We start from the raw sequence: 16,705 nt of genomic DNA on the forward strand, positions 1-16,705 counted from the left end.
CGTCTCCAATCGTACATGTACGATACAACGTACAGATACGGTTAACGGAGGCCGAATTCAAGAGGCAATTTGTACACGTACGACAAATTGTCTTGAACGGAGTACCGGCCTCGCGAATCAAGCGACCGGCTTGTTCAAACCGGCGCAGCCGGTCAGCAGTTGACGGGTGTATCGGTGAGCGGGGGTATGTGCTGCGCCGACAACGAGGCCAACATAAAATCGCACATCCGCTTCACATAGGCCTGGGGGTCGCCGAACGGATAGAAGGGAAAGGTGATCAGCAGCGAAATCGTGCCGTGGCCAACGGTCCACAGCATGGTGGCTATGGCGCGAGGGTCGCCTTTGAGCTTGCCGGCTGCGACGCAGGCCTCGACCCTGCTGATCAGCACCTTCATCGCCGGATTGCCCTGTTCCATGTCCTCGTAGCTCCGGCCTTCCGGCAGCCGGGTCTTCTCTGTCATGAAGACGGTGCGGTATTCATTGGGATTGCCGAGCCCGAAGGCGGCATACTCGGTCATCACAGCCCGCAGCGCCTCAACGGGATCGTCTGCCGGGTGCTCCTCGATGCGGCGGGCAAGCGTTTCGAACGCGTCCTCGGCGAGCGCGAACAGGATGTCCTGCTTATCGGCAAAATAGGAATAGACCGACATCGGCGCGTAGCCGACCCGCTTGGCAAGCTTGCGAATGGTAAGCCCTTCGTAGCCCTCTTCCTGCACAAGCTTGTGAGCTGCGTCGACCAGTTCGGAACGAAGCTCGGCTTTCTGTTTCTCGCGGCGTTTCTGAACGCTCAGCGGCAATTTCCGCCTGCCTTTATGGTTGGTTGCCTGATAAAATTATATACGCTGTACGGAAACGGACAAGGGAGCGGCCTGGTTCCCCAAGATACGCCCTAACGCTTTGTTCCTACTTAATTCCGAACAGGAAAGCCGCTACCCACTTTTTCTGAACTAAATCGCGCTGATGCCGCCGTCCAGCGCCTGCGCATGGCCGCGAGCCCTCAGTGGCGAAGGCTTTGGCCGCGCCGCTGCCGAGACCGCCTGTCGCACCGGTGATCAGCACCGTCGCTCCATCGAAACGGCCCGTGGCTTGGCTCCCTCAACTTTTCTTGTCAATCAGTTCCACCGCCAGCGCGGCGAGCAGCTTCACCGCCTCGCCATAGGTCCTGGCCTTTTCCGGGTTGGAGGCATTGCCGTCCAGCGCGCGGCGGTAGACACCCTGGCAGATCGCCGCCAGGCGGAAGAAGGAGAAGGCGAGGAAGAAGGTCCAGTTGCCGATGCCGTCGATGCCGCGCCGGCGGCAATAGGCGGCGACATAGGCCTCCTCGGACGGCAGGCCGATCGAGGCGCGGTCGACGCCGTCTAGGCCGCGAAAGCCAGACGCATGCGGCAGCCGCCATTGCATGCATTGATAGGCGAGGTCGGCAAAGGGATGGCCAAGCGTCGACAGTTCCCAGTCGAGCACGGCGATGACCTTGGGCTCGTCCTTGGCGAAAATCATATTGTCCAATCGGAAGTCGCCATGGACCAGCGAGACCCGGCCGTCATCGGCCGGCATATGCGTCTCCAGCCAGGTCATCAGCCGATCCACAGCGGCTATGCTTTCGGTTTCGGAGGCGCGGTACTGACTTGTCCAACGCGCGAACTGGCGCTGGAAATAGCTGCCGGGCTTGCCGAAATCGCCTAAGCCCACAGCCTCGACATCGACTTGGTGCAGGGCGGCGAGGGTCGCATTCATGGCGTCGTAGATCGCGGCACGCTCGTCATTGCCGGATGTATCCGGCAGCGACGGATCCCAGAAGATGCGCCCGTCGAGGAACTCCATGACGTAGAACATGCGGCCGATCGGCGTCACCTCGCCTGAAAGATGGAGCATGCGCGGCACCGGCACGGAGGTCGTGCTCAGCGCCTGCATGACCCGGAATTCGCGGTCGACCTGATGCGCCGATTTCAGCAACTGCCCCGGCGGCTTGGCGCGCAGCACGTAGCGGCCGCTGGCGGCGGTCAGCAGATAGGTCGGGTTCGACTGTCCGGACTTGAATTTTTGGGCCGCGCAAAGCTTGGAAAAACCCGGCACATGCGCTTCGAGATAAGGCGCAAGCGCTGCTTGGTCGAGCGCGTTGGCGTCGCCGCTCATGCGGTCTCGGGCTGGCGCTCGATCAGCGTCAGGGTCAGCCAGCGCGCGGTGAGCGCCGGCTTCTTCGATCCTTCGATCTCGATGGTGACGTCGTGCGCCGTCTGCACCCATCCCGAAGGCCGCACCTTGACGTCGGCCAGCACGAAATGGGTGCGGATGCGCGAGCCGGTCTTCACCGGCGCCAGGAAGCGCAACGTGTCGAAGCCGTGATTGACGCCCATCTTGGTGTTTTCGATCGGCGGCATGGTCTCGAAGGTCATGGCCGACAGCAGCGACAGCGACAGGAAGCCGTGCGCGATGGTGCCGCCGAACGGCGTCTCGCGCGCGGCGCGTTCCGGATCGCAATGGATGAACTGGTGATCGTCGGTGGCGTCGGCGAACTGATCGATCATGCGCTGCGTCACCGTGCGCCAGGGCGACACGCCGACTTCCTTGCCGACGCTGGCCAGAAGCGTATTGAGACTGATCGGTTCCACGCTGATGTCCTCCGCACCCCGCCCGGATCGCGATTGCTTGAACCGGGCGTCCTACTCCTTGAACAATGTCATCCCGTGCTGCACCGACTGGCCGCCGTCGATCGGCAGGATGGCGCCGGTGACATAGCTTCCGGCACGGCTGCACAAATAGAGCGTTGCGCCGGCAATGTCATCCGCCACGCCGATGCGGCCGAGCGGAACATGGGTGCCGACACGTTTCGCCTGCTCCTCCGTGGCGGTGGCAAAGGCCGTCATGCGGCTCTGGAAGGGACCGGGCGCAAAGGCGTTGACGGTGATGCGGCGGGCGGCGAATTCGATCGCCAGCGTGCGCGTCAGGTGATGCACCGCAGCCTTGGAGGCGGTGTAGGAATAGGCATCGTCGGCCAGCGGCTGCGTGCCCATCACCGAGCCCAGATTGATCACGCGGGCCGGGTCGTCGTCGCTTGCTGCGGCATCGAGCAGCGGCAAAAGCTCGCGCGTCAGGTGGAAGACGGCGGTGACGTTGACGCCGAACACCTTGGTCCAGGCGTGGTAGGGAAACTCTGCGAGCGGCGCGCCCCAGGAAATGCCGGCATTGTTGACCAGGATGTGCAGCCGGTCCGTTCGGACCTTCACCTCGGCAACCAGCGCGGCGATGCCCGCTTCGCTGGACACGTCGCCGGCAAACCCCTCGGCCCGACCGGAGCCGCCCTGCGCATTGATTTCGTCGGCGACCCGCACACAGTCCTCGCCCTTGCGCGAGGCGATCATCACGGAGGCGCCGGCCTGCACCAGTCCGGTCGCGACCATGCGGCCTATGCCGGTTGCGGCACCGGTCACAAGCGCGGTCTTGCCGGCGACCGAGAACAGCTTGTCGAGATAGCTCATCCAAATTCCTCCCGCGCGCCTCGTCCCGGCCGGAACCGACGGACTCACGTTGACAAGGCTAGCCGAAGTACGGTCATCCTTGCCACGGATAAAGAAGCGAAAGGGTCGGAACCGATGGCGGACATGAACCTCGGCATGACCGAGCGGCTGAAGCCGATCCATCAGCGCGTGGCCGCGATGGTGCGCGACGAGATCGCGCCGCTCGGCGAGGAGTTTCTCGCCGAGGTCGGCAGAAACGGTGACCGCTGGACTTACACGGCCAGGCAGACCGAAATCCTCGAAGGGCTGAAGAAGACGGCGCGGGAGCGCGGGCTGTGGAACTTCTGGCTGACCGATTCCAAGCGCGGCTACGGCCTGTCGACGGTCGAATATGCCTATCTGGCGGAGGAGATGGGCAAGGCGCATCTCGGCGCAGAGACCTTCAACTGCTCGGCGCCCGATACCGGCAATATGGAAGTGCTGGAGCGCTACGGCTCGGAAGAGCACAGGCGGCAATGGCTGGAGCCGCTGCTCGAAGGGAAGATCCGCTCGGCCTATCTGATGACCGAGCCGGACGTCGCCTCATCCGATGCCACCAATATTTCGATGCGCTGCGAGCGGCAGGGCGACGACTATGTGCTTAACGGCGAGAAATGGTGGGCGTCCGGGGCCGGCGACCCGCGCTGCGCCATCTATATCGTCATGGTGAGGACCGGCTCGGACGAGGAGCCGCAGCATCGCCGGCATTCGATGATCTTGGTGCCGGCAGAGAGCGAGGGGACCACCAAGCTCCGGCCTATGCAGGTCTATGGCGACGACGACGCGCCGCATGGCCATATGCATCTGAGGTTCAAGGATGTGCGGGTGCCGGCGGCGAACCTGATCCTCGGCGAGGGCAGGGGCTTCGAGATCGCGCAGGGACGGCTTGGGCCAGGCCGCATCCATCATTGCATGCGTGCGATCGGCCAGGCCGAGATGGCGCTGGAGATGCTGTGCCAGCGTTCGGTGCGGCGCGAGGCGTTCGGCCAATCGCTGGCAAAGCTCGGCGCCAATTTCGACATCGTCGCCGAATGCCGCATGGAGATCGAGATGGCGAGGCTCCTGTGCCTGAAGGCAGCTTGGATGATCGACCAGGGCGATGCACGCGCTGCGGCCCCTTGGATCAGCCAGATCAAGGTGGTAGCGCCGCGCGTCGCGCTCAAGGTCACCGACGAGGCGGTGCAGATGTTCGGCGCGCAAGGCATCAGCCAAGATACGCCGCTCGCCCGCTCGTGGACGCATCTAAGAACTCTGCGGTTGGCCGACGGGCCCGACGCCGTGCACCGGCGGCAGGTGGCGCGCGCCGAGCTCAGGAAATACACGCAGGAGAAGATCTGACCGCCATGACGCTTCCATCGGAAATGCGAGGCTTGCTGCTTGTCGGCGACGGCTACAGCAAAACGCCTTCGGCCAGCGTGCCGGAGGCGATGGAGGCTTATTTGAAGCCCGGCAGCATCGCCGTGCCGGCGCCTGGTCCGACACAAGCGCTGATCAAGGTCAGTCTCGCCTCAATCAACCCGTCCGATATCGCCTTCATCACAGGGCAATACGGCCAGCCCCGTGTGCAGGGCCGGCCGGCCGGATTTGAGGGCGTAGGCGTTGTCGTCGCGACTGGTGAGGACGCCTACGCAAAAAGCCTTGCGGGTAAGCGCGTCGCATTCGCCACCGGCGTGTCGAACTGGGGTGCTTGGGCAGAATACGCGGTTGCCGAGGCGGCTTCCTGCATTCCACTGCTCGACACGGTGCGCGACGAGGACGCCGCGGCGATGATCGTCAATCCGCTGACCGCTTTAGCCATGTTCGATATCGTCAAGCAGGAGGGTGAGAGGGCCTTCATCATGACTGCCGGCTCCAGCCAGCTCTGCAAGCTGATCATCGGGCTGGCGAAAGAGGAGGGTTTTAGGCCGATCGTCACCGTGCGCCGCGACGAGCAGATCCCGCTGCTGAAAGGGCTGGGCGCCGCCCATGCGCTCAACGAGAAGGCGGCGGATTTCGAGGCCGCGCTGCGCGAGGTGATGAAGGCGGAGCAGCCCCGCATCTTCCTGGACGCAGTGACCGGACTGCTTGCCTCGGCCATCTTCAACGCCATGCCGAAGCGCTCGCGCTGGATCGTCTATGGGAGGCTCGACGCCGAGCCGACTGTCATCCGCGAGCCCGGCCAACTGATCTTCCAGCACAAGCGCATCGAAGGCTTCTGGCTGGCCGAATGGATGCGGCAGTTCCGCGACCGGCTCGGCCCGGCGGTGCTGGAGGCACAGAAGAGATTTTCCGACGGGCGCTGGTCGACGGATGTGACAGCGGTGGTGCCGCTGGACGAGGCGATGGCCAGGCTGTCGGACGAGCTGGCCAAGCCGAACGGCAAGGTGTTTGTTAAGCCCTGATCAAAATAACTCGAGGTCGCGTCTATGAGGCTACGGTGGTTTGTCGGATTCGTCCTGGTGTCAATGGCAGGTACATTTAGTGCCGAGGCCGCCGACAAGTTCCCGCCCATTTGGCGCAAGTCGATGACCAATGATCCGGGTACGAACTATTTTCTCAATAAATATTCGGCCTCTTTGAATGATCCAGCATCGACCGCAATTAGAAATATCATGCTGGCGCGCGTCGTCGGCTCTGAATGCCAGTCATCGCGGCTCAGCAAGGCCAAGGTCAGGGCCTATCGCAATAGCATGCTCGGCTCGCTTTCGTCGGATGCGATGAAAGCGGCTGCATTCGCAGCCGGCAGCGAATTGCGCAACTTCGACTATGAAACGCTCGCGCATCTTTGTGCCGGCATCGATTATCAATTTGGGCCGAAAGGAGTGCTCATAGCGGGAGCCGTTTCGTCTGGCAAAGGCGAGCCAAGATATCCCTACGATCAGCGCAATCCATACATTCGGCTGCCCGATTTCACCGGCAAGTAGCTGAGCTGCCTGGCTCGTGCCTGCGCACTATTCCGCCGGCTCGACATTGGCATAGGCGGCTTGCTCGAGTTCGCGCTTCACGCGGGCTTCCTCATGCGCCTTGGGCGTGACGAAGCGGCCAAGCAAGAGATAGGCGACAGGGGTCAGGAAGAGCGTGGAGACGGTCGCCAGGCCAAGGCCGCCGACGATCACCCAACCGAGCGCCACGCGCGCCTCGGCGCCTGCGCCCGAAGCCAGCACCAGCGGCACGCCGCCGAGCACGGTGCAGATCATCGTCATCATCACCGGGCGAAGGCGAATGGTGGCAGCCTCTTCGATCGCCTCGCGCACGCCAAGCCCGCGGTCGCGCAGCTGGTTGGCAAACTCGACGATGAGGATGCCGTTCTTGGCCATGACGCCGACCAGCAGGACCAGGCCGATCTGGCTGTAGGCATTGAGACTGGTGCCCGACAAAAGCAGCGCGAAGATGGCGCAGGCGAGCCCGAGCGGCACTGTCGCCATGATGATGACGGCGCTGACGAAGCTCTCGAACTGGGCCGCCAGCACCAGAAGAATGATGACCAGCGCGAAACCGAAGATGGTCGCCATGGCGCTGTTGCTCTCGCCGAGTGTCGCCGCCTCGGCCAGCGGCACGATCCGCGCGTCCGACGGCAGCAGCGGTGTTGCGATCTCCTCGGCGCGGGTCAGCGCATCGCCGAGCGCGAAGCTGCCGCCGAGACTGGCGGTGATCGCCACCGACGGCTGCTGCTGCTCGCGAGTCAGGGACGGCGGCACGGCGCGCTCGGTCAGCGTGGCGATGGTCGACATCGGCACGAAGCGGCCGTCCGACGTTTTCAGGAAGATGTTTTCCAGATCCGTCGGATCGTTGATCGGATTGGTGGTCGAGACCAGCTTCACGCCATAGCTGCGGTCGGCGATGTAGACGTCGACGACATCGTTGCCGTCGAGCATCGCCTGCAGCGTGTCCGCAAGCCCGGTGATGTCGATGCCGAGGTCGGAGGCGCGTTCGCGGTCGATGGCAACGGCAAGCTGCGGCTGCGTAAGGTCGACGGAAAGTCGCGGTGATTGGAAGCGTGGATCCTGCCGCATTTCCTCGACGATCTGCACCGCCGCCGCGCTTAGCGCCTTGCGGTCGTTGCCGACCAGGGCGAATTGCAGGCCGCTGCCGGCGCCACGGATGCGAAGGCTGTTGGGCTGAACCGGGAAAACGCGGACGCTTGGCACCTGCTTTGTCAGGCGGCTGATCTCGGCCATGATCTCCTGCTGGCTGCGCGTCCGCTCGGCCCACGGCGCCAGCGTCATCACCATGAAGCCGCTATTGTAGGCGCCGTTGTTGCCGGCATTCGCGAAGGTGCTGCGGATCTCGCCGGAATCGCGCAAAGGCTGGATCAGCCGCTCGATCTTGCGCATCTGCTCGGTCGTGTAGTCGAGGCTGACTCCTTGCGGCGCGTTGATGCGGAGCAAAACGACGGCGCGGTCTTCGGTCGGCGTCAGCTCCTGACGTATCGTGCCGAACAAAGTGAAGGCGGTGCCAGCGAAGAGCAAAGCGACGAGCACTACGATCCAGGGCGCGCCGAGGCAGGCATGCAGGCAGCGCTTGTAGAGCCGATGCAATGCGCCGCCGATGCGAGCGCCCACGCCGCTGCCGCCTTCGTGGTGAAGAGAGGCGCTGGTCAGCATGCGCGAGGCGAGCATCGGGCAGAGCGTCAGCGCCACGACGCAGGAGAGCAGTACCGACATCGCCAGCACGAAGCCGAACTCGCGAAAGAGCCCGCCGGTCTGTCCCGGCAGGAAGGAGATCGGCACGAAGACGGCGACCAGGGTCAGCGTCGTGGCAACGACGGCGAAGAAGACTTCCTGGGTGCCGAGCACGGCGGCCGCGCGCGGCCCCATGCCCTCGTTGCGGCGGCGCACGATGTTTTCGAGCACCACGATGGCGTCGTCGACGACGAGGCCCGTCGCCAGAACCAGCGCCAGCAGCGTCAGGATGTTGATGGAAAAGCCGGCGAGGTAGATCGCGGCGATGGTGCCGATCATGGCGACCGGCATCGACAGGCCCGGGATCAGCGTCGCGCGCCAGTCGAGCAGGAAGGCGTAGATGACGATCAGCACGATCGAGACGGAAAGCGCGAGCGCGATCTCAACCTCATGCACCGCGCCGTTGACGAAGACGGCATCGTCGCTGGTGACCTTGATCGACATGCCTTGCGGAAGATTTGCCTGGAGTTTCTCGACGGCGGCCCTGACGCCGGTCGATATATCGAGCGTGTTCGACTCCGCCTGGCGGATGATGCCGAGGCCGATGCCGGTTTTGCCGTCGGAGCGCAATGAGGTCTGGCCGATGTCGGGGCCGAGCGTCACGGTGGCGACGTCGCGGATGCGCGTCGCGCCGCCGATGACGATGCTCTCGAATTCCTCCGGCGTGGTCACGTCGGCCGTCGTGCGCACGACGAGGTCCTGGTTTGTGGTGGTGATCGAGCCGGCCGGGGAATCGAAGGCGACGGAGGCGAGCGCCTTGCGCAAATCCGCCACGGTGAAGCCATGGCTTGCCAGCTTGTTCTGGTCGACGTCGATGCGGAAGATCTTGTCGCGGTCGCCGGATACCTGAACGTCGGCGACCCCTGGAACGGCGGCGAGCTCGTCCTCGATGCGGTCCTGGACCAGCACCGTCATGTCCTGCACCGACATGGTGTCGGACGTGACCGCCAGCCGCATCACCGGGTCGGAATTGGCGTCGGCCTTGACGATGCGCGGCGCATCGGCGGTCTCGGGCAGTTGGTTGGTGATGCGGCTGACGGAATCGCGGACATCGGAGGCGGCTACATTGAGATCGACGCCGTCGCTGAACTCGATGGTGACGCGGCTCTGGCCGAAAGATGAAGTCGACGAGATCGACTTGACACCCGAGACGCGCGCGACGGCGCCCTCGATCGGGTCGGTCAACTCGCGGTCGACGGTTTCGGCGGCCGCGCCCTCGAAGGTGGTGTTGACGGTGATGACCGGGCGGTCGACATCCGGCAGTTCGCGGATTTCGACGCCCCAGAAGGCTGCGAGGCCGGCGACCGCGATCAGCGTATTGAGCACGAAGGCCATGACCGGCCTGCGGATAAAGAGCGCGGTCAGGCCCGATCCCGCGGTCTGGTCGCCGGCGGCGCTCATGAGCCTTCGGCCGCGGTGGCGCGGTCCTCGCCGGCGATCCGGACGTCGCCGCCTTCGCTGACACTCTCCGTGCCTTCGGTCACCACCATATCGCCGCTCTCGACGGGAGCATCGATCAGCACCGTCTCGGTGTTGCGCTGGGTGATGCGCACCGGCACGCGCTTTGCCTTGCCGTTTTCGACGGTCCAGATATAGGCGCCGTCGGTGCCCCACTGGATGGCCAGTGGGCTGACGGCCGGATAGGTGTCGCCGGGGAATTTCATGGCGATCTGGAACGACATGCCGGCGCGCAGCGAATCCGCCGGGTTGGCGATCGTCGCCTTGACGAGCAGCGTGCGGCTGTTCTCGTCGATATGGTTGTCGATGGCCGAAACCGTGCCGGAATAGACCTGGTTGGGGTTGGCCAGCGGCGTGGCCGACAATCGCTGTCCGACCTTTACAGCGGCGGCAAAACGCTCCGGCACCCAGAAATCGACCAATATGCTCGAGCGGTCGTCAAGCGTGGCGATCGCCGACTGGCTGGTGACATAGTTGCCGGCGGCGATCGGCAGGATACCGACAGTGCCTTCGATAGGCGCGACGACCGAGCGGCGCTCGAGCGCGAGCTCGGCATCGCGCAGCGCCAGCTTGGCATTGGCGAGCGCCACCTCGGCATCCGCGACGGCAACTTGCGTGGCGGCATTGGAGGCTCGCAGCGACTTGACCCGGTCGAGCTTCGCCTGGGCGTCGTCGAGCGCGACCTTGGCACGGTCGCGCGCAATCACTTCCGTCTCCGAATCGAGCCTGGCGATGACATCGCCTTTTTCGACATGGGTGCCGGACTGCACCGGCAGTTCGGTGAGGCGGCCGTAAGAGTATGGATTGACAGTGACTGTCGCATTGGCGCGGCCGGTCCCGATCGCCTGAAGCCTGTCGTTGATGGTGGCGGTGCCGGCAGGGGAGGCGACAATGGTCACGATCTGGCCGCCGCGGTTGCGACCGGACCGGGCCGAACCGGTCTCGATGCTTCCCGTGGCGGGGGGCGTCGCCGCAATCGCCCAGTCCATACCCCAGCGTGCCAGTACCTCAGGCGCGCCGGGATAGAAGCGCGCCCAGGCGGCCGCAGCGGCAACCACGATCACAAGCGCAAGAACAATCTGTTTCCAGCTCGACATTGACACTCCAGCGGCAGAATCGTCCGCCGGTTCCAAGTGGAAGCAGGCTGAGCGACGATACGGCGTGAGAGCGATACCGGCCACGCCACATCATAATATCAGCGTTTTATGGCAATTATCACGCAAACGTGCACATTAAATCTCGGTAACGTGAAGCGGGATCATCGCTTCGGTCGCATCTTTTGCCGCAATTTGGGGGGGGCGCCGGCCGCCATTAAGCAAAACCGAACGGAAGCCGTTTGCCTGGAACTGCTTAGCGCAGGCTCTCCAGGTCGCGGATGCGCTTGGCGCCGGCGGCTTCGAGTTGCCTTGTGACCGCGCCGATCAGCGTTTCGGCGACGACAAAGAGGGCGGCGGATGAATCCCAGGCCGAAGGCACGGCGGTACGCCCGGCGATCACATGGCGGGCGAAGCGGGCGATCGGCGAGAGCCACTGATCGGTGAAGAGCACGATTTGGACGCCGCGCTGGTGCGCCTTCTCGGCAAAGCGGAGCAGACTTTCCTGGTAGCGCCTGATGTCGAAGATAACCAGCACGTCGCGCTTGCCCATGTCGATCAGCCGGTCGCGCCAGATGCTCTCCTGGCCCGCGAGGTGGTAGACGTCTGGCTGGATGATGGCGAGATGGGCTGCCATGTAGCGCGCCAGCGGATCGGTGAAGCGGCCGCCGATCAGAAAGGTCTTGCCGCGGCGCTCGGCAAGCCGTGCGGCAATGTCGGCCAACTGCTTGTCGGTAAGGTGCCGGAACGTCTCGCGCATGTTGTCGAGCGTCGCCTCCAGCATCGGCGAAACGGCGCCGCCATTGGCGGGCGACGCCGAGTTGAGCGTGCGAGAGGCCGGCGACTGCAATTGCGCGGCCAGTTCATCCTGCAGCGCCGACTGGAATTCGGGATAGTTCTGGAAACCCAACCTGGCGACGAAACGCAGAATCGTCGGTGAGGAGACTCCCGCCGCGGTCGAGAACTCGGCCACGGTCTTCAGCCCGGTCAGCGGATAGTTGGCAATCAGCGTCTGCGCGGCGCGGCGCTCGCCTGCCGGCATGGTGCCGATGCGGTCCGAAATCAGTTCGGCAATACTGGAGATCATCGTTTTCCCCACCCTTTGACCCGGTCGCCGCCGTTTTCGGAATTCCGCGTTTGACAAAGCCGCGCAAACTGTATGAAATCATTCACAGGGGCGCAATGAGGCAAATTACGTAACATAAGATACAGCGCTCCCGAGGGGACGGCAGTATGGAGAAAGCACGGCGCGCCAGCCTTGCACCGTCGGAGACCGTGAGGGTGACCAACCCCGGCGGCTCGGGCCCCTTCGTCCTCACCTGCGATCACGCCTCGAACTTCCTGCCCGCCGAATTCGGAACGCTCGGGCTGCCCGCCGAGGATCTCTCCCGGCATATCGCCTGGGATCCGGGCGCGCTGCCGGTCGCCAGACGCATGGCCGACGCGCTCGACGCCACGCTGGTCGAAACCCGCATCTCGCGCCTAGTGATCGACTGCAACCGCCCGCTCGACGCGCCGGACCTCGTGCCGCCGGTCAGCGAGACGACGGCCATTCCGGGCAATTCGAATCTCTCCGGCAAGCAGCGCGCTGAGCGGATCGATCTCGCGTGGCGTCCGTTCCACGACACGATCGCTGAGATCATCGAGCAGCGGCTCGCGCTCGGGCAGGAAACGCGGCTGGTGTCGGTGCACTCCTTCACGCCGGTTTACAAGGGCAGGAGCCGTCCCTGGCATATCGGCATCATCCATGACGACGACCGCCGGCTGGCAGCGCCGCTGATATCGGCGCTCAAGCGGCTCTCCGGCGTCACCGTTGGCGTCAACGAACCCTATTCGCCGGCCGACCGCGTCTATTTCACGCTGGAACGGCACGCGCGCTCGCGCGGCCTTGCCTGCGCGATGATCGAAATCCGCAACGACGAGATCTCCGGCGAGACCGGGCAGCGGAAATGGGCGGATCTGCTCACAGGCATATTCTCCAATCTGGAGCCCGAGGAGGCCAGGGGCTCCCGACAACGCGCAATGGGAAAGTCAGTACAGTCGGCCAGCTAAGAAACCACAGGGGACTTCCAACATGGCAGCAAATGACTACACCGAAGTCGACAAGGCTGAGGACATACAAGTCCTCCACAGCATGGGCTATGCCCAGGAACTGGAGCGGCGCCTCAGCCGCTTCTCGAATTTCGCGGTTTCCTTCTCCATCATCTGCATCCTGTCCGGCGGCATCAACTCGCTGGCGCAGGCGACCTCCGGTGCCGGCGGCATCGGCATCGGCATCGGCTGGCTGGTGGGCTGTTTCGTGTCGCTCACCTTCGCGGTCGCCATGTCGCAGATCAGCTCGGCCTACCCGACGGCCGGCGGCCTCTATCACTGGGGCTCGATCCTCGGCAATCGCGGCACCGGCTGGGTTACCGCCTGGCTTAACCTGCTTGGTCTGATCACCGTGCTCGGCGCCATCAATGTCGGCACCTGGACTTTCTTCGTCGGCGCTTTCGGGCCGGCGCTGGGCATTGAAAACAACCTGACCACCCAGACGATCTTCCTGGTCATCATCACCGGCGCGCAGGCGCTAATCAACCATCTGGGCATCAAGCTGACGGCAAAGCTCACCGACTTTTCGGGCTATCTGATCTTCTTCGGCTCGATCCTGATCGCGGTGGTCTGCCTGCTCTCGGCCGAGACCTGGGACTTCAGCCGCCTCTTCACCTTCCACAACTACTCAGGCGATGCCGGAGGCGGCGTGTGGCCGCAGGTCTCGAACGCCTGGGTCTTCGCGCTTGGCCTCTTGCTGCCGATCTATACGATCACCGGCTATGACGCCTCGGCGCACACGTCGGAGGAAACCATCAAGGCGGCTTCTTCCGTGCCGCGCGCGATGGTCATGTCGGTCATCTGGTCGGCGCTGTTCGGCTACCTGTTCCTGGCTGCCTTCGTGCTGATGATCCCGAACATGGACGAGGCCGCCAAGCAGGGCTGGAACGTGTTCTTCTGGGCCTTCGACCAGCGCGTCGGAACCGGACTGAAGGAGTTCGTCTATCTCGTCGTGTTCCTGGCACAGCTGCTGTGCGGCCTTGCCACCGTCACTTCGGCCTCGCGCATGATCTTCGCCTTCTCGCGAGACGGCGGCCTGCCGGGCTCGGCAGCGCTTTCCAAGGTCAGCCCGACCTATCGCACGCCCGTGGCGGCGATCTGGACAGCCTCGATCCTGTCGGTGCTGTTCGTGTGGGGCTCGTCGGTGGTCTCGGTCGCCGGCACCTCGGCCTACACGATCGTGGTGTCCTGCACCGTCATCTTCCTGTTCCTCTCCTTCACCGTGCCGATCGTGCTCGGCATGATGGCCTGGGGGACGCCGAAGTGGGACAAGATGGGGCCGTGGAACATGGGCCGCGGCATCTTCATGCTGTTCGGTCTGCTCTCGATCGTGTCGATGATCCTGATCTTCGTCATCGGCATCCAGCCGCCGAACGACTGGGCGCTCTACATCACCGTCGGCTTCTTCATCCTGACGGCGGTCGTCTGGTTCGCCTTCGAGCGCAACCGCTTCCAGGGGCCGCCGCTCGGCGACATCATCGCGGCGCGCCAGGCGGCGATCAAGGCGGCAGAGCAGGCGGTCGGCGAGACCGGCCACTGATATCGAACATCATCGCCCTGGCCGGCGTCACGCCGGCCAGGGCTTCGTTTCTCCCTTTCAATCGACAAGTGTTGGAGTGCCAAAGGAATGGCCGGGAATTTCTCGTTCGATCAGTTGAAGAAAGCGGTCTCGAACGGCGAGGTCGACACGGTGCTGGCCTGCATCGTCGACATGCAGGGCCGGCTCGCGGGGAAGCGCTTCCTGGCCCAGTATTTCGTCGATTCCGCGCATGGCGAGACGCATGGCTGCAACTATCTGCTGGCCTGCGACATCGATATGGAGCCGGTGCCAGGCTACAAGGCGGCGAGCTGGTCGAAGGGTTATGGCGACTTTGTCATGAAACCCGACCTGTCGACGTTGCGGCGCGTCCCATGGCTGGAGAAGACGGCACTTGTCATCTGCGACGTGCTCGATCATCACGACCATGAGGACCTCGCGCATTCGCCGCGCGCGATCCTGAAGAAGCAGGTCAAGCGCCTGAGCGAGCGCGGCTATATCGGCTACTTCGCCTCCGAGCTCGAATTCTACCTGTTCAGCGAAACCTATGAATCGGCGCGCAGGAAGCACTGGCAAGGGCTCGACAGCGCTTCGCCCTATATCGGCGACTACCAGATCGGCATCACCACCAAGGAAGAAGGCGTCATGCGCCGGCTCCGCAACGAGATGGAGGCAGCCGGTATCCCGATCGAAAATTCCAAGGGCGAGTGGGGTCCGGGCCAGGAAGAGATCAATGTGCGCTATGCCGAAGCACTCGAGATGGCGGATCGCCACGTCATCCTGAAGAACGGCGCCAAGGAGATCGCCGATTCCGAAGGCAAGGCCATCTCCTTCATGGCCAAGTACAATTACGGGCTCGCCGGCAATTCCAGCCACATCCATAATTCGCTGTGGAGCGCCGACGGCGGGACGCCGCTGTTCTTCGACAAAAACGCCGAATGGACGCTGTCGAGCCTCGGCCAGCAATGGGCGGCCGGCCAGCTCAAATACGCCAAGGAGTTCACCTGGTTCCTGGCGCCGTACATCAACTCCTACAAGCGCTTCCAGGCCGGCACCTTCGCGCCGACCAAGATCATGTGGAGCGAGGACAACCGCACGGCGGGATTCCGGCTGTGCGGCGAGGGTACCAAAGGCATCCGCATGGAATGCCGCATCGGCGGCGCCGATCTCAACCCCTATCTCGCCTTCGCCGCGCTGATCGCGGCCGGTCTCGCCGGCATCGACGAGAAGCTGGAGCTGCAGAAGCCGTTTGTCGGCGACGCCTATCAGGCGTCGCAACTGCCGGAAATCCCGAAGACGCTGCGCGATGCCACCGAGACGCTGGAAGGCTCCACGATGCTGAAGCAGGCCTTCGGCGAGGAGGTGATCGAGCACTATGTCCACACCGCCCGCTGGGAGCAGTTCGAATACGACCGCCGCATCACGGATTGGGAACTGCACCGAGGGTTTGAACGCTACTAAAGCTGTAGTCGAACGTTGACTGAACCTAACTAAAGCTGTAGTCTTGGCTGGTTGAGTTCAGGAGCGTGAGAATGGGAAAGTATTCGCCTTTGCGTTCGTATCTTATGGCTCAAACCGGCGAGCGGGTTCCGATGTCGTTCAGCGACATCGAGAAGCTGCTTGGCGAAAAGCTACCGGCGTCCAAGCAGTATCCGGCTTGGTGGAGCAATAATCCCAGCAACAATCCAATGACAAAGGAGTGGCTGGCCGCGGGGTTCCAGACTGAGTCCGTCAATATAGCGGGCGAAAATCTGGTCTTTCGGCGCGTTCAGCCAGGTTCCGGCACTTCAAAGGGGTTCGGCGAATCGGCTCAGGCCGAGATCGGCGGGACACCGACACGGCACCCGATCTTCGGCTGCATGAAGGGAACGCTTACTATCCTCCCAGAGGTCGATCTGACGGAGCCTGTCGAGCAGGATTGGGGCAAGGTCTATGAAGACTGAGAACCTTCTGTTGGACACTTGCGCGGTCATCTGGATTTCGCAGGACGAACCGATAGCCGATGCGGCGACAACGGCTATCAGCAAGGCTCCTCAGTCCGGCACGCTGAACGTATCGGTCATGTCGGCATGGGAGATGGGCATGCTGGTGTCGAAGGGCAGGTTGCCGTCCACGAAGACGCCCGACCGTTGGTTCGACGAGTTCGTTGAGGCGGCGGCCGTCACAGTGGAAGGGGTGACGCCACGTATTCTCATCGCGGCCTCCTACCTCCCAGGTGTCGTTCACAGCGATCCAATGGATCGAATCCTGATAGCGACCGCGCGGGAGCGCGATTTGACTATCGTAACCCGTGACAAGGCCATTTTGGCCTATGCCGCGCATGGTCATGTCAGAGCCATCGCCTGCTGAAAGAGTCAATTTGGAGACGTC

The 16,705-nt window shown here is 63.5% G+C and carries 16 protein-coding genes; 8 read left to right on the forward strand and 8 right to left on the reverse strand.

Annotated elements, in window-relative coordinates; translation table 11 throughout:
- Positions 1–152: 152 nt before the first annotated feature.
- The 5 genes from CK221_RS18970 to CK221_RS18985 all read right to left on the reverse strand — a co-directional run bounded on the left by CK221_RS18970 (position 153) and on the right by CK221_RS18985 (position 3,476).
- Complete coding sequence (locus tag CK221_RS18970) at positions 153–797, reverse strand: TetR/AcrR family transcriptional regulator (RefSeq protein ID WP_067002597.1); 645 nt, start codon at positions 795–797, stop codon at positions 153–155.
- A 106-nt stretch (positions 798–903) separates the two neighbouring features.
- Positions 904–1,059, reverse strand: coding sequence for a hypothetical protein (locus CK221_RS30800; protein WP_245299772.1), 156 nt, complete (start codon positions 1,057–1,059; stop codon positions 904–906).
- 36 nt (positions 1,060–1,095) lie between these two features.
- The gene (locus CK221_RS18975) at positions 1,096–2,133 is read right to left on the reverse strand and encodes a phosphotransferase (RefSeq protein WP_095778808.1); all 1,038 of its coding nucleotides are present in this window, start codon (positions 2,131–2,133) and stop codon (positions 1,096–1,098) included.
- Positions 2,130–2,609 (reverse strand): MaoC family dehydratase, encoded by a 480-nt coding sequence (locus CK221_RS18980; protein ID WP_095778809.1) that lies wholly within the window; start codon positions 2,607–2,609, stop codon positions 2,130–2,132. The genes CK221_RS18975 and CK221_RS18980 overlap by 4 nt, the downstream gene beginning before the upstream one ends.
- A gap of 51 nt (positions 2,610–2,660) precedes the next feature.
- Positions 2,661–3,476, reverse strand: a complete 816-nt coding sequence (locus CK221_RS18985) for an SDR family oxidoreductase (protein ID WP_095778810.1) — start codon at positions 3,474–3,476, stop codon at positions 2,661–2,663.
- A 114-nt stretch (positions 3,477–3,590) separates the two neighbouring features.
- On the opposite strand from CK221_RS18985, the gene CK221_RS18990 reads away from it, so the two are divergent.
- The 3 genes from CK221_RS18990 (at position 3,591) to CK221_RS19000 (ending at position 6,397) form a co-directional block, all read left to right on the forward strand.
- Positions 3,591–4,832: an acyl-CoA dehydrogenase family protein gene (locus CK221_RS18990; protein WP_095778811.1), complete on the forward strand. Its 1,242-nt coding sequence runs from the start codon at positions 3,591–3,593 to the stop codon at positions 4,830–4,832.
- A 5-nt stretch (positions 4,833–4,837) separates the two neighbouring features.
- Positions 4,838–5,875 (forward strand): zinc-binding dehydrogenase, encoded by a 1,038-nt coding sequence (locus CK221_RS18995; RefSeq protein ID WP_095778812.1) that lies wholly within the window; start codon positions 4,838–4,840, stop codon positions 5,873–5,875.
- 63 nt (positions 5,876–5,938) lie between these two features.
- Positions 5,939–6,397, forward strand: coding sequence for a hypothetical protein (locus CK221_RS19000; RefSeq protein WP_164748180.1), 459 nt, complete (start codon positions 5,939–5,941; stop codon positions 6,395–6,397).
- Between the two features lie 27 nt (positions 6,398–6,424).
- Here CK221_RS19000 and CK221_RS19005 read toward each other — a convergent pair whose 3' ends face one another.
- The 3 genes from CK221_RS19005 to CK221_RS19015 all read right to left on the reverse strand — a co-directional run bounded on the left by CK221_RS19005 (position 6,425) and on the right by CK221_RS19015 (position 11,794).
- On the reverse strand, positions 6,425–9,556 hold the full coding sequence (locus tag CK221_RS19005; protein ID WP_095778813.1) for an efflux RND transporter permease subunit: 3,132 nt from the start codon (positions 9,554–9,556) through the stop codon (positions 6,425–6,427).
- Entirely contained in the window at positions 9,553–10,710 is a 1,158-nt protein-coding gene (locus tag CK221_RS19010) for an efflux RND transporter periplasmic adaptor subunit (protein ID WP_095778814.1), read from the reverse strand. The genes CK221_RS19005 and CK221_RS19010 overlap by 4 nt, the downstream gene beginning before the upstream one ends.
- Positions 10,711–10,963: 253 nt before the next feature.
- Positions 10,964–11,794: a MurR/RpiR family transcriptional regulator gene (locus CK221_RS19015; RefSeq protein ID WP_067002767.1), complete on the reverse strand. Its 831-nt coding sequence runs from the start codon at positions 11,792–11,794 to the stop codon at positions 10,964–10,966.
- Between the two features lie 146 nt (positions 11,795–11,940).
- Here CK221_RS19015 and CK221_RS19020 point away from each other — a divergent pair, with 146 nt between their 5' ends.
- The 5 genes from CK221_RS19020 (at position 11,941) to CK221_RS19040 (ending at position 16,684) form a co-directional block, all read left to right on the forward strand.
- A complete protein-coding gene (locus CK221_RS19020; RefSeq protein ID WP_095778815.1) occupies positions 11,941–12,759 on the forward strand; it encodes an N-formylglutamate amidohydrolase in 819 nt (272 codons plus the stop codon).
- Positions 12,760–12,781: 22 nt separating this feature from the next.
- Positions 12,782–14,338, forward strand: coding sequence for an amino acid permease (locus tag CK221_RS19025; RefSeq protein WP_067002581.1), 1,557 nt, complete (start codon positions 12,782–12,784; stop codon positions 14,336–14,338).
- Positions 14,339–14,425: 87 nt separating this feature from the next.
- Complete coding sequence (locus CK221_RS19030; protein ID WP_095778816.1) at positions 14,426–15,796, forward strand: glutamine synthetase family protein; 1,371 nt, start codon at positions 14,426–14,428, stop codon at positions 15,794–15,796.
- A gap of 71 nt (positions 15,797–15,867) precedes the next feature.
- On the forward strand, positions 15,868–16,278 hold the full coding sequence (locus tag CK221_RS19035) for a hypothetical protein (protein WP_067002576.1): 411 nt from the start codon (positions 15,868–15,870) through the stop codon (positions 16,276–16,278).
- A complete protein-coding gene (locus CK221_RS19040; protein ID WP_095778817.1) occupies positions 16,268–16,684 on the forward strand; it encodes a type II toxin-antitoxin system VapC family toxin in 417 nt (138 codons plus the stop codon). Before CK221_RS19035 ends, CK221_RS19040 begins: the two co-directional genes overlap by 11 nt.
- Positions 16,685–16,705: the final 21 nt, after the last annotated feature.

The organism is Mesorhizobium sp. WSM3868 (assembly GCF_002294785.1).
Classification (GTDB): Bacteria; Pseudomonadota; Alphaproteobacteria; order Rhizobiales; family Rhizobiaceae; genus Mesorhizobium.

Excerpts from the sequence above, each read along its gene's own strand:
- CK221_RS18975 (WP_095778808.1), bottom strand. The coding sequence starts at position 2,133 with ATGAGCGGCGACGCCAACGCGCTCGACCAAGCAGCGCTTGCGCCTTAT.
- CK221_RS18985 (WP_095778810.1), bottom strand. The coding sequence starts at position 3,476 with ATGAGCTATCTCGACAAGCTGTTCTCGGTCGCCGGCAAGACCGCGCTT.
- CK221_RS18990 (WP_095778811.1), top strand. The coding sequence starts at position 3,591 with ATGGCGGACATGAACCTCGGCATGACCGAGCGGCTGAAGCCGATCCAT.
- CK221_RS18995 (WP_095778812.1), top strand. The coding sequence starts at position 4,838 with ATGACGCTTCCATCGGAAATGCGAGGCTTGCTGCTTGTCGGCGACGGC.
- CK221_RS19000 (WP_164748180.1), top strand. The coding sequence starts at position 5,939 with ATGGCAGGTACATTTAGTGCCGAGGCCGCCGACAAGTTCCCGCCCATT.
- CK221_RS19005 (WP_095778813.1), bottom strand. The coding sequence starts at position 9,556 with ATGAGCGCCGCCGGCGACCAGACCGCGGGATCGGGCCTGACCGCGCTC.
- CK221_RS19010 (WP_095778814.1), bottom strand. The coding sequence starts at position 10,710 with ATGTCGAGCTGGAAACAGATTGTTCTTGCGCTTGTGATCGTGGTTGCC.
- CK221_RS19015 (WP_067002767.1), bottom strand. The coding sequence starts at position 11,794 with ATGATCTCCAGTATTGCCGAACTGATTTCGGACCGCATCGGCACCATG.
- CK221_RS19020 (WP_095778815.1), top strand. The coding sequence starts at position 11,941 with ATGGAGAAAGCACGGCGCGCCAGCCTTGCACCGTCGGAGACCGTGAGG.
- CK221_RS19025 (WP_067002581.1), top strand. The coding sequence starts at position 12,782 with ATGGCAGCAAATGACTACACCGAAGTCGACAAGGCTGAGGACATACAA.
- CK221_RS19030 (WP_095778816.1), top strand. The coding sequence starts at position 14,426 with ATGGCCGGGAATTTCTCGTTCGATCAGTTGAAGAAAGCGGTCTCGAAC.
- CK221_RS19035 (WP_067002576.1), top strand. The coding sequence starts at position 15,868 with ATGGGAAAGTATTCGCCTTTGCGTTCGTATCTTATGGCTCAAACCGGC.
- CK221_RS19040 (WP_095778817.1), top strand. The coding sequence starts at position 16,268 with ATGAAGACTGAGAACCTTCTGTTGGACACTTGCGCGGTCATCTGGATT.